This is a genomic window from Nonomuraea sp. SYSU D8015 (assembly GCF_008065375.1).
GTDB lineage: Bacteria > Actinomycetota > Actinomycetes > Streptosporangiales > Streptosporangiaceae > Nonomuraea.
The window spans coordinates 23,029-38,221 of sequence record NZ_VJYI01000037.1 but is presented as its reverse complement, the minus strand read 5'-3'; the positions used below and the strand labels follow the sequence as shown (position 1 = coordinate 38,221).

16 protein-coding genes are annotated in these 15,193 nt (G+C 72.2%); 6 read left to right on the top strand and 10 right to left on the bottom strand.

The genetic code is table 11. The annotated features are described in order from the left end of the window. On the bottom strand, nt 1–570 hold the full coding sequence (locus ID574_RS55450; RefSeq protein WP_188197166.1) for a helix-turn-helix domain-containing protein: 570 nt from the start codon (nt 568–570) through the stop codon (nt 1–3). Nucleotides 571–695: 125 nt separating this feature from the next. Between ID574_RS55450 and ID574_RS55445 the strand changes: the two genes are divergently transcribed. Then, a complete protein-coding gene (locus tag ID574_RS55445) occupies nt 696–1,511 on the top strand; it encodes an IclR family transcriptional regulator (protein WP_188197165.1) in 816 nt (271 codons plus the stop codon). A 115-nt stretch (nt 1,512–1,626) separates the two neighbouring features. Here ID574_RS55445 and ID574_RS55440 read toward each other — a convergent pair whose 3' ends face one another. Genes ID574_RS55440 through ID574_RS55405 form a run of 8 tightly spaced genes read right to left on the bottom strand, consistent with a single transcriptional unit; the run spans nt 1,627 to nt 8,851 of the window. Further along, nucleotides 1,627–2,073 carry a hypothetical protein gene (locus tag ID574_RS55440; RefSeq protein WP_188197164.1) on the bottom strand — a complete coding sequence of 149 codons (447 nt, stop codon included), beginning with the start codon at nt 2,071–2,073 and terminating at the stop codon, nt 1,627–1,629. Between the two features lies 1 nt (nt 2,074). Beyond that, nucleotides 2,075–3,646, bottom strand: coding sequence for a long-chain-fatty-acid--CoA ligase (locus ID574_RS55435; RefSeq protein ID WP_188197163.1), 1,572 nt, complete (start codon nt 3,644–3,646; stop codon nt 2,075–2,077). Nucleotides 3,647–3,656: 10 nt separating this feature from the next. Further along, nucleotides 3,657–4,490 (bottom strand): SDR family NAD(P)-dependent oxidoreductase, encoded by an 834-nt coding sequence (locus ID574_RS55430; RefSeq protein ID WP_188197162.1) that lies wholly within the window; start codon nt 4,488–4,490, stop codon nt 3,657–3,659. Further along, complete coding sequence (locus ID574_RS55425; protein ID WP_223168103.1) at nt 4,487–5,320, bottom strand: alpha/beta fold hydrolase; 834 nt, start codon at nt 5,318–5,320, stop codon at nt 4,487–4,489. The genes ID574_RS55430 and ID574_RS55425 overlap by 4 nt, the downstream gene beginning before the upstream one ends. 11 nt (nt 5,321–5,331) lie before the next feature. Beyond that, nucleotides 5,332–5,895 (bottom strand): 3-phenylpropionate/cinnamic acid dioxygenase subunit beta, encoded by a 564-nt coding sequence (locus tag ID574_RS55420; protein WP_188197160.1) that lies wholly within the window; start codon nt 5,893–5,895, stop codon nt 5,332–5,334. A 60-nt stretch (nt 5,896–5,955) separates the two neighbouring features. Next, entirely contained in the window at nt 5,956–7,143 is a 1,188-nt protein-coding gene (locus ID574_RS55415) for an NAD(P)/FAD-dependent oxidoreductase (protein WP_188197159.1), read from the bottom strand. After that, on the bottom strand, nt 7,140–7,475 hold the full coding sequence (locus ID574_RS55410) for a non-heme iron oxygenase ferredoxin subunit (protein WP_188197158.1): 336 nt from the start codon (nt 7,473–7,475) through the stop codon (nt 7,140–7,142). The genes ID574_RS55415 and ID574_RS55410 overlap by 4 nt, the downstream gene beginning before the upstream one ends. Next, nucleotides 7,472–8,851 (bottom strand): aromatic ring-hydroxylating dioxygenase subunit alpha, encoded by a 1,380-nt coding sequence (locus ID574_RS55405; RefSeq protein WP_223168102.1) that lies wholly within the window; start codon nt 8,849–8,851, stop codon nt 7,472–7,474. Before ID574_RS55405 ends, ID574_RS55410 begins: the two co-directional genes overlap by 4 nt. Before the next feature lie 51 nt (nt 8,852–8,902). On the opposite strand from ID574_RS55405, the gene ID574_RS55400 reads away from it, so the two are divergent. Genes ID574_RS55400 through dmpG form a run of 5 tightly spaced genes read left to right on the top strand, consistent with a single transcriptional unit; the run spans nt 8,903 to nt 13,500 of the window. Beyond that, nucleotides 8,903–9,880, top strand: coding sequence for a zinc-binding dehydrogenase (locus tag ID574_RS55400; RefSeq protein ID WP_188197157.1), 978 nt, complete (start codon nt 8,903–8,905; stop codon nt 9,878–9,880). Then, the gene (locus ID574_RS55395; RefSeq protein WP_188197156.1) at nt 9,877–10,830 is read left to right on the top strand and encodes a 3-carboxyethylcatechol 2,3-dioxygenase; all 954 of its coding nucleotides are present in this window, start codon (nt 9,877–9,879) and stop codon (nt 10,828–10,830) included. The genes ID574_RS55400 and ID574_RS55395 overlap by 4 nt, the downstream gene beginning before the upstream one ends. Beyond that, nucleotides 10,827–11,588, top strand: coding sequence for a 2-keto-4-pentenoate hydratase (locus ID574_RS55390; protein WP_188197155.1), 762 nt, complete (start codon nt 10,827–10,829; stop codon nt 11,586–11,588). Before ID574_RS55395 ends, ID574_RS55390 begins: the two co-directional genes overlap by 4 nt. Then, the gene (locus ID574_RS55385) at nt 11,585–12,499 is read left to right on the top strand and encodes an acetaldehyde dehydrogenase (acetylating) (RefSeq protein WP_188197154.1); all 915 of its coding nucleotides are present in this window, start codon (nt 11,585–11,587) and stop codon (nt 12,497–12,499) included. The genes ID574_RS55390 and ID574_RS55385 overlap by 4 nt, the downstream gene beginning before the upstream one ends. Continuing rightward, on the top strand, nt 12,496–13,500 hold the full coding sequence (gene dmpG / locus ID574_RS55380) for a 4-hydroxy-2-oxovalerate aldolase (RefSeq protein ID WP_188197153.1): 1,005 nt from the start codon (nt 12,496–12,498) through the stop codon (nt 13,498–13,500). The genes ID574_RS55385 and dmpG overlap by 4 nt, the downstream gene beginning before the upstream one ends. A gap of 69 nt (nt 13,501–13,569) precedes the next feature. On the opposite strand, the gene ID574_RS55375 is transcribed toward dmpG, so the two are convergent. Continuing rightward, complete coding sequence (locus ID574_RS55375; RefSeq protein ID WP_188197152.1) at nt 13,570–14,901, bottom strand: MFS transporter; 1,332 nt, start codon at nt 14,899–14,901, stop codon at nt 13,570–13,572. Nucleotides 14,902–15,193 lie beyond the last annotated feature (292 nt).

Genomic DNA, 15,193 nt, shown 5'->3' with positions numbered 1-15,193 from the left:
TCACCGCGCGGCGCCGAACTGGTGGGCCTGCGGGATCGTCGTGACGACGTGGGCGACGACGCGCTCGGAGAGACAGGTGTGCTGGTGCGGCACGTCGCCGGGGAAGCGGGCGAAATCCCCGGCGGACAGCTCCACCTGGTCCTCGATCGGCCCGGTGCGCAACGTGCCGCTGAACACGTAAATGTGGTGCAGCGTGCCCAGCGAGTGGCCGGGCACCACCGCGGCGGGGTTACCCCGCTCCAGCCTCATCACCAGCGTGTGCACGTAGCCGGAGCCGTAGGTCTGGTCGAGCATGCGCTCGGACCAGCCCTCGTGGTCCTGCCACAACCCGTCGTCCTGGCGCTGGACGTAGACGGCGCTCCCCCACTCGGTCAGCAGCTGCCGGGGTGCGACGTCGAGCGCCTTGCCGAGCGCCGACAGCGTGTCCACCGTGGGATTGCCGTCGCCCTGCTCGACCTTGGACAGCGTCTGCTTCGACACCCCGGACCGGCGCGACAGCTCGCCGATGGAGAAACCGCGCTCGCGCCGTAGCCTGCGGATGTTCCGCGCCACCAGCTCGTTGTGATCCATGGCACCTCCACCAGCCTCGTCACTTTTAATTGACACCTTGGTCCAGATTGACTTACGGCCATTTTATCGGACATGCTGTCACATATAAATAACCCCTTGAGAGACAGGTGTCGTCGGAGCCCCACATGAGCAGCACCGCAGTCGAGAACGCCCCATCGAGCAGGGACGAGCGCGCCGCCGTAGAGAAGGCGGTCAGCCTGCTCGCGTCTTTCGGCAGCCACGCCGGCACCGGGATCGGCGTGAGCGAGCTCGCCAGACGGGCGGAGCTCAGCAAGTCCACGGCGTTCCGGCTGCTGGGGATGCTGGAACGGCACGGCGTGGTCGAGAAGGTCGGCCAGAAATACCGGCTGGGCCAGCGGCTGCACGAGCTGGGGCGGCACGTGTACGTCCCCGACCACGACCAGATCCGCGACGCCCTCATCCCGTTCCTGACCGACCTGTACGAGCTGACGCGCGAGACCGTCCACCTGGCGGCCCTGCACGGCACGGACGTGGTCTACCTGTCGAAGCTCTACGGCCACCGGCAGGTGCGCTCGCCCTCGCGCATCGGCGGCCGGGTGCCGGCGTACTGCACGGCCGTCGGGAAGGTGCTGCTCGCCTACGACCACGCCGCCCTGGACGAGGTGCTCCGCAGCGAGCTGCGGCCCCTCACGCCCAACACGATCACCGATCCGGCCGCACTCGCCGCGGAGATCGCCAAGGTGCGCGGCGAGGGCGTGGCGTTCGACGACGAGGAGGCGACGCTGGGCCTGAGCTGCGTGGCCGTCCCGGTCATCGGGCACGGCGGCCGGGCCGTCGCCGCCCTGTCGGTGTCGGCGGTCACCGGCCGCCTCGACACCCGGGCCCAGGCCGCGACCCTGCGCCGGGTGAGCGCGGCCGCGGCCCAGCACCTCATGCGCCTCCGGCGCCACCGGCCCGCCCAGGCGCGCGCCATCGCCTGAGGTCTGGTCGCCGGCCCTGGAGACGGAACGGGCCCGACCTCACGGCCTACGCCCAGGCGTGCGCCCGAGACCGGGCGTCGTCAGACCCCGGGCACGTGGCCGATGCCCGGCGTCGTCACGTCCCGGGCACGTGGCCGAGGTCCATGTCGGTCCCCGTCACCCACTCGGGCTCGGCCACCAGCAGGCTGAGGTGCTCGTCGGCCACGTCCACGTCCACGACGTGACGGAACCCGGCCGACTCCGCCGCCGCCACCTGCTCGTCGTCGCCCTCCGGAGCGGCGTAGACCACCCGCCGGCACGCGGGGTCCGCCTTCGCCACGGCGTCGACGAGCGTCTGGAGGACCTCCGTCAACGGCCCTCCGCTGACCTGTAGCTCCAGGTCGTGCGCGCCCACCGGATACGTCTCGCGCAGGCGTCCGGCGGCGCAGCGTTCCACCCGGACGCGGGCGTCCGCCCCCTCCCGGTGCAGGTGGAGGCGGGCGGCGGCGCGGGTCCACGCCTCCACCGTGGCCTCCCACCCACCGCCGACGTCGAGCACGGGAAGAGACGGAACGGCGGTCATGTCAGTCCTCCTCGCCCACCAGGCGTCGTATGACCGTTTTGTCCAGTTTGCCAGATGCGTTCCTCGGCATGCTCTGGACGACCTTCAATTTTCTGGGCAGCTTGTACCTGGCCAGCTGGGCGGCGGCGTACTCGCGCACGTCGTCCAGGGTCACGGTCGTGCCCTCGGCCAGGGACACCACCGCGACGACGGTCTCCCCCCACTGCGCGTCGGGCGCGCCGACGACCGCGACGTCGACGACGCCCGGCATCGCGGCCAGGGCCCGCTCGACCTCGGCGGGGTAGACGTTCTCACCGCCGCTGATGATCATGTCTTTGAGCCGGTCGACGATGTACAGGTAGCCGTCCTCGTCGAGGTGGCCGATGTCGCCGGAGTGGAACCAGCCCTCGTCGTCGAAGGCGGCGGCGGTGGCGTCGGGGTTCTCCCAGTAGCCCGGGGTGACGTTGGGCCCGCGGACCACGATCTCCCCGGCCTCACCCGGCTTCAGCGGCCGGTTGGTGAGGGAGTCGACGACGCGGACCTGCGTGTACGGCATCGGGATGCCCGCCGATCCGATCTTGTCGAGGGTGCGCTCGATCGGCAGGTGCGTGGCGAACGGCGCGGTCTCGGTGAGCCCCCACGCCTGTTGCAGCAGGATGCCGTGCGCGGCGTACAACTCGATCAGGGACGGCGGCACGGGGGCGCCGGCGACGACGACCGAGCGCAACTGGCTGAGGTCGGCGTCGAAGACGCCGGGGACGCGGCTGAGCGCGGCCAGCATGGCGGGCACGGCGAACATCGTGTTGACCCGGTGGGTGACCAGGTCGTCGAGGAGCCCTGCGGGGTCGAACGAGCGCCGCACGACCACGGTGCCGCCGCGCACGATCGTCCGCAGCACGAAGCTGTTGAGCGCCCCGATGTGGAAGAGCGGGGCGGCGGCGTGGGTGACGTCGCCCCGCCGCGTGTCGATCATGGTGTCCACGTTGACGGAGTTCCACCAGACGTTGCCGTAGGTGAGGACCACCCCCTTGGGCAGGCCCGTGGTGCCGGAGGTGAACATCAGGATCGCCGGGTCGTCGAAGCCCTTCGGGGCCGGGGTGGAGGCCGGCTCCGCCGCGGCGATCAGCGCGGACCACGGCTCCCAGCCTTCGGCGTCCGGCGCGGCGGGCACCTCGGAGTCGTCGTCCACCAGCAGGAACCGGGTAAGCCGGGTTCCGCCGCGCACCTTCTCCAGGCTCGCGCGGTGCCCCTCCTCGCAGACGATCGTGACGGCGCCGCTCTTCTCCAGCACGGACTCCAGCTCGGGTTCGGCGAGCCGGAAGTTGACCGGGACGAAGACGGCGCCGAGCCGGAACGCGGCGAGCATCGTCACCAGGAACGCGGCGCTGTTGAGCCCGAGGTAGGCGACCCGGTCGCCGTCGCGGGCACCGCCCGCGGCGAGGACGGTGGCCAGCCTGGCCGCCTTGTCGTCGAGCCGGGCGTAGGTGAGATCCCCGCCCGCGTAGCGGACGACCGTGACCTCGCCGTGGTAGCGGGCGTTGCGGGCGACCGCCGAGGCGAGGTTGATGTCGGCTGGGGGGTGCAGGTGAGTCACGGTCGGCTCCTCAGAGGTGGTCGCCGCCGGCGGCGCGGGCGAAGCCGCGTACGCCGATGCCGCCGTCGGCGGAGATCGCGTGTCCGGTGATCGGGCCGCTCTGCTCGCGGGCCGCGAGGAGAACGTAGGGGGCGGTGAAGTCGCGCGGGTCGGTGCTGGAGTCGTGCAATGGTATGGGCGGCGGCGGAGCGTCCTGACCCTTCCTGGCGAAGGAGGCCGCGATCGAGCGGCCGCCCATCGCCAGCGCCTCGGGGCCGCGCAGGTCGGTGTTCATGCCGCCGCAGGCGACGCCGTTCACCCGGACCTTGGGGGCAAGCTCATAGGCGAGCTCACGCATGAGGCCGAGGCAGGCGTGCTTGCTGGCGGTGTAGAGCGGGCCGCCGCCGCCCACGTGGAAGGAGGCGTTGGACAGCGTCATGACGATGCTGCCGCGGGTCTTGACCAGCTCGGGCCAGGCCGCCTCGGCCGCGAGGAGGTAGCCCTTGACGTTGATGGAGAAGATCTCGTCGAAGGCGGCGTCGATCTCCTTGGCGGTGAGCCGGGTGAGCTGGCGCTGGTAGTCCCAGACACCGGCGTTGGCCACGAGGGTGTCGAGCTTGCCGAAGCGCTCGACGGTCCCGGCGACGGCGGCGTGCAGGCCGTCCGGGTCGCGTACGTCGCTGACGTACGTGTGCAGCCGGGACGGGTCGGACACCGACCGCGCGAGGTCGCCGAGCTGGCCGGGGTCGCGGCCGACGACGGTGACCGAGGCGCCCTCGGCGAGGAAGCGCTCGGCCACGGCGCGGCCGATGCCCGAGCCGCCACCGGTGATCAGCGTGGCGTACCCGTCGAGCCAGCCGCTCACGCCAGGAACCCCGTGACGAGCTCGTCGAACTCGCGCTGCCGCTCCACCTGCACCCAGTGGCCGCACCGGCCGAACACGTGCAGCCGCACGTCGCGGATCTGCTTGAGCATGAGCTGGGCGCCGTCGAGCGTGATCGTGCGGTCGTCGCGGCCCCACAGCAGCAGCGTGGGCGCCTTGATCTTGTGCAGGTCCTTCCACAGCGGGTCCATGCCGCCGCGCTTGGCGAAGGCGGCGTTGTAGCGGTGGTAGAAGGCGATGTGGCTCTCGTCGAGCGAGGCCTCGTAGCGGGCGCGCACGACGTCCTCGCCGAACTGCCGATGGTCGAAGACCATGGTGCGGATGAACGCGGCCATCTTCTTCTCGCTGGGCCCGCCGCCGTTGTAGTAGCGGAACATCTCCTTCTGCCCCTCGGTCGGGGTGGGCCCGAAGGGCAGCCAGCCGCCGCCGGGGGCCATCAGCACGAGGCGGTCCACGCGGTCGGGGCGCTCCTGGGCCATGGCGATCGCGGCGGCGCCGCCGAGGCTGTTGCCCAGCAGGTGGAACCGTTCGATGCCGAGGGTGTCGAGCGCCTGGAAGAGGGCGTCCACGGTGATCTCGGTGATCGACCGCTTCTCCAGGTCCTCCTCGGTGGGGCGGTAGCTGCCGCCGAAGCCGGGCTGGTCGGGCAGCACGACGCGGAAGCGGCGGGCCAGCGCGGGCAGGTTCTGGTGGTAGTTGGCGACGCCGGAGGCGCCGGGGCCGCCGCCGTGCAGCATCACCAGCACCGGGCCCTCGCCGGTCTCGGCGACGGCGATCTCGCCGAGCGTGGTGGTCACACTGTGGTGTTTCACGGGAGTTCCCATCAGAAGAAGGTCGAGATGTTCTTCGCCAGCAGGATGTTCTGATCGAGCAGGATGGTCCGGCGGGCGACGCGGAGGCCGGCGCCGGTGCGGCGCAGGAGGTCGGTGCGGCTGCCTGCGAAGACGTTCTCCTCCCGCTCCAGCCGGTTGCGGTAGACCAGGAACGCCGAGCGCACGTGCAGGTCGTCCGCGGTGAAGCCGGGGTGCTCGGCGGGGTCGGCGTGCCGGACCATCACGTTCGTCACCAGGTGGCGGGTGCGTGAGGGCGGGTCCTCGGCCCAGGCCATGCCGGAGTCGAAGCGGCGGATGCGCCAGGCCAGGCTCTCCTTGCTCTCGTCGTAGTAGGCGGCCTCGCCGCGCGCGGCGACGGACAGGGCCTGCTGGCGGCGCAGCCGGTTGGTGCGGGTGGGCATCCAGTAGTCGAGGTCGTCGGCGAGCAGGTCGAGCCAGTCGGCGTAGCGGCCGGCGTCGAGGAGGTCGGCCTCCTCGTAGTAGAACTGCTCGACCTCGAAGTGGAGGTCGCGGTCGGCACGCGTCCCGGCCCGCGACTCGGTGGCGGTGCTCACGGTGTCATTCGATCCCTTCTGGAGGGCGGGGTGGTACGGGCTGTGCCGCTGGACGGCACGTCATCCGCGCAGCAGCGCACGCAGGTTCACGGAGGGGTCGGCCAGCAGCCCGGGGTCGGCCGGCACGCGGCGGTCGATCATGCGGCGGGCGGCGCGGACCGCGTTCGGGTCGTCGACCGCCACCGCCGCGACCACCAGCCCGTCGCGCAGGCCGAAGACGGAGAAGGCCGGGGCGTCGAACGAGCCGCGGACGACGACCCGGGCGGCCGCCTCCATGTGGCCCACGACCTCGACGTGCCGCCCGTGCCGGTCCGTCCAGAACCACGGGGCGGTCGGCGCCGGCGGGCGCGTGCCGAGGATGGTCGCGGCCGCCCGCGCGCCGTCGTGCCGCGCCGCCTCCCAGTGCTCCGACCCCCGCCGGGTGCGGGCGGCGTCGCCCACCGCCAGCACCGCCGGGTTCGAGGTGACCTGGCGGTCGTCCACGAGGACGCCGCGCGCGACCTTCAGCCCGGACGCGGCGGCGAGCGCGGTCTCGGGCACCATCCCGACGCCCAGGACGACGACGTCGAACACCCGCGGCGGCTCGAACCCGCTGGAGAAGCGGGCCTCGATGCCGCCGCCGGCCTCCGCGAACGCCGCCGCTCCGGCCGGCACCGTCACGATGCCGCGCCTGGCATGCAGCCCGTGCAGCCAGGCGGCCAGCTCGTCGCCGAGCGCGGCGGCCAGCGGCCGGGCCACCGGATCGGCCAGGACGACCTCGCAGCCGAGCCCGGCGGCCGTGGAGGCGACCTCGGCGCCGATCAGCCCGGCGCCGACGACCAGGACGCGGGCGCCGGGCGTCAGCGCGGCCCGCAGCCGGTCGGCGTCGTCCACCGTGCGCAGCACGTGCACGCGCGGGCTGTCGGCGCCGGGGATGGGCGGGCGTGCGGCGCCGCCGCCGGTGGCCAGCACCACGCGATCGGCACGCAGCCGCAGGCCGTCCGCCAGCTCGACGGAACCCCCGCGCAACGCGGTGACCGTGCTCTGGTTGATCAGCCGGACCCGCTGCTCGTCGTACCACTGCTGCGGCTGCAGGGCGATCTGCTTGAGATCCTTGGTCCCGGCCAGGAACTCCTTCGACAGGGGCGGGCGGTCGTAGGGGAACTCGCCGGCGTCGACCAGGGTGAGGTCGCCGTCGAAACCACCCGCGCGCAGCGCCGCGGCCGTGCTGAGGCCGGCGATGCCGCCGCCGACGACGACCACGTTCATGGCGCCTGGTTCGGGAAGAGGTAGACCTGGCCGTCGCGCACCTCGACCCGGTGGGGGCAGGTGTCCCTGGTGGCGGGCAGGCCCTGGACCTCGCCGTTCTTCAGGCAGAACCTGCTGGAGTGCAGCGGGCACTCGACGTAGCCGTCCTCGACCCAGCCGTCGGCCAGTGAGGCGTCCTCGTGGGTGCAGGTGTCGTCGAGCGCCCACACGCTGCCGTCGGTGTCGCGCAGCAGCGCGATGTCGTCGGCGGTGCCGGTGATCGCCTTGTCGATGGCGATGCCCTCCCCTTCGGGGATGTCGTCCAGCGCCGCGACGCGGATGCCGTTGCTCATGGGTTCTCCTCGTGCCAGGCGGGGGTGTTCATCAGCTCGCGCCAGCGCGCGTAGAAGGCGCGGCCGGCGGCGTCGCTGTAGAGCTCGCTGGTCGCGCCCGGGTGGCGGCCGTCCTCGCGTTCGGAGCCGAGGCCCATCTGGTAGTTGAGCGGCACGCCGTTGGTGATGAAGCCGTGCGCGACGGCCTGCACCTCGCTCCAGTTCTCGCCGTCGTCCTGCTCGAAGATGCCGCTGGGGCCGAAGGTGCGCAGGTTGTACAGGCGCTGCGCCTCGCGGACGTCGGGCGGCATGGATTTGTCCACGATCGTCCAGGCCCACACCTCCATCCGGTCGGGCCCCTTGGGGTGCCACACGCGGATGGAGCCGTTGACGGGCAGGTAGGAGAAGTTGGGGAAGACGGTGGCGTGCCCGTTGGTCAGCGGGCCCTCGACGCGGGCGTCGCCGAGCCGTTCCCGCAGCGCGTCGTAGTCCGTCCACTGGTGCACGGTCCTGGCGTCGAAGCGGTTCTTCGGGTGGACGGGGAAGCCGGCGCCGTGGCCGCCCGGGCTCGCGTACTGGCGGCCGGTGCGGTGGACGATCTCGTCCTTCGGGCCCTTGCCGGTGGGCGAGAGCACCATGAGTGCCGAGGCGTGGCTCATGTTGACGTGGTACCAGTCGGTCGCGAACTGCTCGGCCGCCAGCTTCCAGTTGCCTTCGAGCACCCATTTGTGCACGCCGCCGACGACCACCGTGCCCTCGTCGTCGTGGTCGAGCATCGCGTCCATGTACCAGGCCATGTCGCCGAGCGACTCGCGCAGCGGGACGGGGTCCGGGTTCCAGGTGCCGAAGATCAGGCCGCGGTAGGTCTCGACGTGGGGCACCTCGATCAGGCCCCACTCCCCCGTGTCGAAGGACCCGGGGTAGCCCGCCTTGTTGGGCACGCTCACCAGCTTGCCCTCCAGGTCGTACGACCAGCCGTGGTAGGTGCAGGTGAAGTTGCGGGTCGTCCCGTTGTCGGCGCGGCACACGCGGGCGCCGCGGTGCCGGCAGGAGTTGAGGAACGCCCGGACGCGCCGGTTGCGGTCGAGGGTGACGATGACCGGGTCCTCGCCCATGTAGGTGGTGAAGAAGTCGCCGGGCCGGTGGAACTGGTCGGCGTGCGCGAGGAAGAGCCAGCTCGGCGCGAAGACGCGGCGAAGCTCCTGGCGGTAGAGCCGCTGGTCGGTGAAGATGGCACGATCCACCAGCCCGCCCTCGGTGTCGACCAGCCCGGAGACGTCGAGGTTCCGCGCCAGCTCGGCGGGGCGCCGCAGGGCCCCGCGCGGGGGTTCGATCGTCGAGGTCATGCGCCAACACAACAGCAGGGGGCCGGTGAGGTTCCAACGCTCGTTCCGCACGGCGGCACACCTGCTGTCGGACGACGGCGGTCGTCGGACAGCGTGTGGGGCATGCTTGCCGCCACCGCCGTCTCCCAGAGTGCGACCGACCCGCTGGCCGGGCTCGTCCTGGGCGACGCTCCCGAGCCCGAGCGCCGGCCCGGCTGGTCGGTCGTCCGGGTGGTCTCGTCCTCCCTGAACATGCACGACCTGTGGACGCTGCGCGGCGTCGGCCACCCGCGCGACCGGCTGCCGATCATCCTCGGCTGCGACGCCGCCGGGTACGACGAGGACGGCAACGAGGTCATCGTGCACCCCGTCATCGGCGACCCGGACGCCGGCCGGGGTGACGAGACGCTCGACCCCGACCGGGCGCTGCTGTCCGAACGCCACAACGGCGCCTTCGCCGAATACCTGACCGTGCCGACCCGCAACCTGGTACCGAAGCCGTCGTGGCTGTCGTTCGACGAGGCGGCCTGCCTGCCGGTCGCGTGGACGACCGCGTATCGGATGCTGTTCACCCAGGCGCGGATCACAGCCGGTGACCGGGTGCTGGTTCAGGGGGTCGGCGGCGGCGTCGCCTCGGCCGCGATCAAGCTGGCCGTCGCCGCGGGCGCCGTCGTCTACGCCACCAGCCGCAGCGAGGAGAAACGCGCCCAGGCCGTCTCCTGGGGCGCCCGCGCCGCCGTGCCGACCGGCGAGCGGCTGCCCGAGCGCGTGGACGTCGTCATCGAGACGGTCGGCGAGGCCACCTGGTCGCATTCGATGAAGTCGCTGCGCCCCGGCGGCACGATCGTGATCGCCGGCGCGACCAGCGGGGTGAACCCGCCTGCCGACCTCGGCCGGATCTTCTACCTCCAGCAGCGCATCCTCGGCTCCACCGGGTGCACCCGGGCCGAGCTGGTGGCGCTGCTCAGGTTGATGGACGCCACCGGCCTGCGCCCGGTGATCGACCGCACGCTGCCGCTCGACGAGATCCACAAGGGCTTCCAGCTCATGATCGACGGGCGGCTCACCGGCAAACTCGTCATCAAGGAGATCGCCTCATGACCGCCGCCGCTGTCGGCTTGTCCCATTCCCCCCTCATCGGCAAGAACGACCCGGCCCCCGAGGTCATCGAGGCCGTGGACGCCGCCGTGGAGCGGGCGCGCGCGTTCGTCCGCGCCTTCGACCCCGAGCTGGTCGTGCTGTACGCCCCCGATCACTACAACGGCTTCTTCTACAAGGAGATGCCGCCGTTCTGCCTGGCCACCGAGGCCACCGCGGTCGGGGACTTCGGCTCGGCCGCCGGGCCGCTGTCGGTGGACGCCGAGGCCGCCCGCGTGATCGCCCGCGGCGTGCTCGACCGCGGCGTCGATCTGACCATCTCGGCGCGGATGACCGTGGACCACGGGTTCGTGCAGCCCCTGGAGGTGCTGTTCGGCGGCATCGACCGCGTTCCCGTCGTGCCCGTCTTCGTCAACGGCGTCGCGACCCCGCTCGGGCCGGTCAGCCGCATCCGCGCTCTCGGGACCGCGATCGGCGAGGCCGCGGCAGGGCTGGACCGGCGGGTGCTGTTCCTCGGCTCCGGCGGGCTCTCCCACGATCCGCCCGTCCCGGTGCTCGACGGCGCGCCGCCACGAGTGGCCGACGCGCTCATCGAGGGCCACCCGCCCACGCCCGAGCAGCGGGCCAGAGGCGAGCAGCGGGTGATCCAGGCCGGGCGCGACTACGCGGCCGGCTCCGCCACGATGATCCCCATCAACCCGACCTGGGACAACCTGGTCCTGGACACGCTCGCGGACGGCCGCCTCCCCGAGGTGGACGGCTGGAGCGTCGAGTGGATGGCGGCCGAGGGCGGCGGCTCCGCGCACGAGGTCCGTACGTGGATCGCCGCGTTCGCCTCGCTCGCCGCGACCGGCGAGTACCGGATGACCTCCCGCTTCTACCGCGCGATCCCCGAATGGATCGCCGGTTTCGCGGTCGCGACTGCGGAGCCCCTCAAGGAGGCCGCGCGATGACCGCCATAGACCAGGCCGTCCAGCGGCTGGAGACCGCGGCGGCCAAGCGGCTGCCGTGCGCACCCGTCCGCGATCTCGTCACCGACGTCGCCGCCGCCTACGAGGTGCAGCGCCGCCTGAACGCCGCCCGGACGTCCCCGGTGACGGGCCGGAAGATCGGTCTCACCTCCCCCGCCGTGCAGCGGCAGCTCGGCGTGGACCAGCCGGACTTCGGCGTGCTGTTCGCCGACATGGAGGTGTCCGGCGACGTCTCGACCGGGCGGCTCCTGCAGCCCAAGGTCGAGGCCGAGATCGCGTTCGTGCTCGACTCCGATCTGTCCGGAGACCTCGACCCGGCCACCGTGCGGGCGGCGGTCGCCTACGCGACCCCCGCCCTGGAGATCGTGGACAGCCGCATCGCGGACTGGGACATCACGATCGTCGACACCGTCGCCGACAACGCCTCCAGCGGCCTGTACGCCCTCGGCTCCCAGCGGCTGCCGCTCAGCGCGTTCGAGCCGGTCGCGGCCACGATGCGCATGTACGCCGGCGACGAGCCCGTCTCCCAGGGCGACGGCGCCGCCTGCCTCGGCGACCCGCTCAACGCGCTGCTGTGGCTGGCCCGCACGGCCCGGGACTTCGGCGACCCGCTCCGCGCCGGCCAGGTCATCCTGTCCGGCGCGCTGGGGCCGATGGTCCCCGTCTCCCCCGGCCTCACCGTCCGCGCCGAGATCTCCACGCTCGGCACGGTGGCCGTGACCTTCAAGGACCCGACATGAACAAGACCAAGGTGGCCGTGATCGGCTCCGGCAACATCGGCACCGACCTGATGATCAAGGTGATCCGCCTCTCCGCGACGCTGGAGATGGGTGCGATGGCCGGCATCGACCCCTCCTCGGACGGCCTCGCCCGCGCTCGCCGGCTGAAGGTCGCCACCACCCACGAGGGGGTGGACGGCCTGATCGCGATGGACGGGTTCGCCGGCATCGACATCGTCTTCGACGCCACCTCCGCCAAGGCGCACGTGGCCAACGCCGCCAAGCTGGCCCCGTACGGCAAGACGATCATCGACCTGACCCCTGCGGCGATCGGCCCGTTCGTCGTGCCTCCGGTCAACCTGGACCGCCACCTCGGCGCGCGCAACGTCAACATGGTGACGTGCGGCGGCCAGGCCACCATCCCGATCGTGCACGCCGTCTCCCGCGTCACCCCCGTCGCGTACGCCGAGATCGTCGCCTCCATCGCCTCGAAGTCGGCCGGCCCCGGCACCCGGGCCAACATCGATGAGTTCACCGAGACCACGGCGGCCGCCATCGAATCGGTCGGCGGCGCCGCCCGCGGCAAGGCGATCATCATCCTCAACCCCGCCGACCCGCCGCTCATCATGCGCGACACCGTCTACTGCCTGATCGGCGCCGCCGACCATGACGCCATCAGGGCGTCCGTCGAGGAGATGGTGGCCGAGGTCGCCAAGTACGTGCCCGGCTACCGGCTCAAGCAGGACGTGCAGTTCACCCCCATCGAGGAGCCGGTGACCACGCTCACCTCCGAGCCGGTGACCACCCGCGTGTCGGTGTTCCTCGAGGTGGAGGGCGCCGCCCACTACCTGCCCGCGTACGCCGGCAATCTCGACATCATGACCTCGGCCGCCCTGCGCGTCGCCGAGCGCATCGCAGGAGCCATCGCATGACCCTCTACATCCAGGACGTCACCCTCCGGGACGGCATGCACGCGGTCCGCCACCGCATCACCCCGCGCGACGTGGGCCGCATCGTCGCCGCCCTCGACGCCGCCGGCGTCGACGCCATCGAGGTGGCCCACGGCGACGGCCTGGCGGGTGCCTCGGTCAACTACGGGCCCGGCAGTAACACCGACTGGGAATGGCTCGAAGCCGCCGCCGAGGCGGTCGACCGGGCAACGCTCACCACCCTCCTCCTGCCCGGCATCGGCACCATCGCCGAACTCGAGCACGCCTACGAGCTCGGGGTCCGCTCGATCCGCATCGCCACCCACTGCACCGAGGCCGACGTCGCCGCCCAGCACATCGCCAAGGCCCGCGACATCGGCATGGACGTCGCCGGCTTCCTCATGCTCAGCCACATGGCGCCCCCCGCCGAACTGGCCAGGCAGGCCAAGCTCATGGAGTCGTACGGCGCGCACTGCGTCTACGTCACCGACTCGGGCGGCCGGCTCACCATGGACGGCGTCCGCGAGCGTGTTCGCGCCTACCGCGACGTGCTCGACCCGGAGACCCAGATCGGGATCCACGCCCACCAGAACCTCTCCCTGGCGGTGGCCAACTCCGTCGTCGCCGTCGAAGAAGGCGTCACCCGCGTGGACGCCTCCCTGGCCGGACACGGCGCGGGGGCGGGCAACTGCCCCATCGAACCGTTCATCGCCGTCGCCGACCTCAACGAATGGAAGCACGGCTGCGACCTGTTCGCCCTGCAGGACGCCGCCGACGACCTCGTCCGCCCGCTCCAGGACCGCCCGGTGCAGGTGGACCGGGAGACGCTCACCCTCGGCTACGCCGGCGCGTACTCCAGCTTCCTCCGCCACGCCGAGGCCGCCTCCCGCCGGTACGGGATCGACGTCCGGACCATCCTGCTGGAGGTCGGCAGGCGCCGCCTCGTCGGCGGCCAGGAGGACATGATCGTCGACATCGCCCTCGACCTGCTGCGAAAGGCGTAGGAGACACGAAAGCCGCCCGGCCGCCGAGGACGATCTCGGCGGCCGGGCGGAGGTGTTTCCCGGGACGGTTCACGCCTCGTCGAGGCGGACGTTCGCGGTCTCCGGCGTGAGGAGCACCGCAACCGCGGTGACGACGCTGAGGAAGAGCATGTAGAGGCCCACGGAGAACGACGTGCCGGTGGCGGCCACCAGGGCGGCCCCGACCAGCGGCACCAGGCCGCCGCCGAGGATGTTGCCGAACATGTAGCCGACGGACACGCCCGTGTAGCGCACCTCGGTCGGGAACTGCTCGGCCAGCAGCGCGGGCAGGGGCCCGTACTGGGCCGACAACGCGATCGAGGCGAGCAGGCAGGCCAGCAGGGCCAGCCAGAAGACGCCGCTGTCGAACAGCGGGAAGAACGCCAGCCCCATGGCGACCTGACCGAGCGCGCCGTAGAGCGCGACGCGCTTGCGGCCGGCGCGGTCGGCGAGCAAACCGGCGTACAGCATGGCACCCGCCTGCAGGACGCTGGCCAGGATGATCATCGTGAGCAGGGCGGGGCGCGAGTAGATCTTGGCGGTGGCGCCGTAGGAGAGGATGAAGACCAGGATCACGTATCCCCACGACGCCGAGGCGATCGAGGCGAAGACGGCGCGCAGCAGGCTCCGCGGGTGCTTGGTGAGCACCCGGATCAGCGGGTTGTACCGGGGCGCGCCGGCCTTCTCCACCGCCTCGGCGAACAGCGGGCTCTCCGACACCTGGCGGCGGACGACGAGCCCGACCAGGACGAGGACCACGCTGATCAGGAACGGCACGCGCCATCCCCAGGTCGCGAAGGCGTCGCCGGTCAGCGCGGAGGTGAGCAGCAGGATCAGGTTCGCCAGGATCGCGCCGACCGGGACGCCGAGCTGGGGCGCGGCGCCGTACAGCGCCCGGCGGTTCGGCGGGGCGTGTTCGACGGCCATGAGCGCGGCGCCGCCCCATTCCGCGCCCACGGCGAGTCCTTGCATGATGCGCAGGACGACAAGCAGCGCGGGCGCGGCGACGCCCGCCGCCGCGTACGTCGGCAGCAGGCCGACGCCGACCGTCGCCACGCCCATGAGCAGCAGCGACAGGACCAGCATGCGCTTGCGCCCGACGCGGTCGCCGAAGTGGCCGGCGACGATGCCGCCGAGCGGCCGGGCGATGAACCCGACGGTGAAGGTGCCCAGCGCGGCGAGCTGGCTGACCTGCGGGTCGCCGGCGGGGAAGAAGAGGGTGCCGAAGACCAGCGCCGCCATGGCGCCGTAGAGGAAGAAGTCATACCACTCGATCGCGGTGCCGACGAACGTGGCGAAGGCGACGCGACGCGCCTCCCGTCCGCGTGCCCTCGCCGCGTCGGCCTGCGGGCGGGTGTCCGGTGGGGATGATTCCAGAGGCATGGTCGTCGACTCTTTCTGCGGGGCCGGTGGGGACCGGCACGGGGGGCACCCCGCCTCAGGGGGAGGGCGGAGGCGGGCGGATCTCCGTGTGACCGCCTTCACAGGGAAGATAGGAGCGCGGTGCGTGCCTGCCGACGCGCCGTTCCACCCTGCGGCACGCTTTGCCGCACGGGCCTCGACCCGATCACCGCGGCGTGGACATACCGTCCACGGCCGGGCTCTGGCGGGCGAGGTGAGCGGCGTGCGCCTCCAGGTCGGCGGCGACGTCCATCGCGCGGAAGAGGCAAGGCGG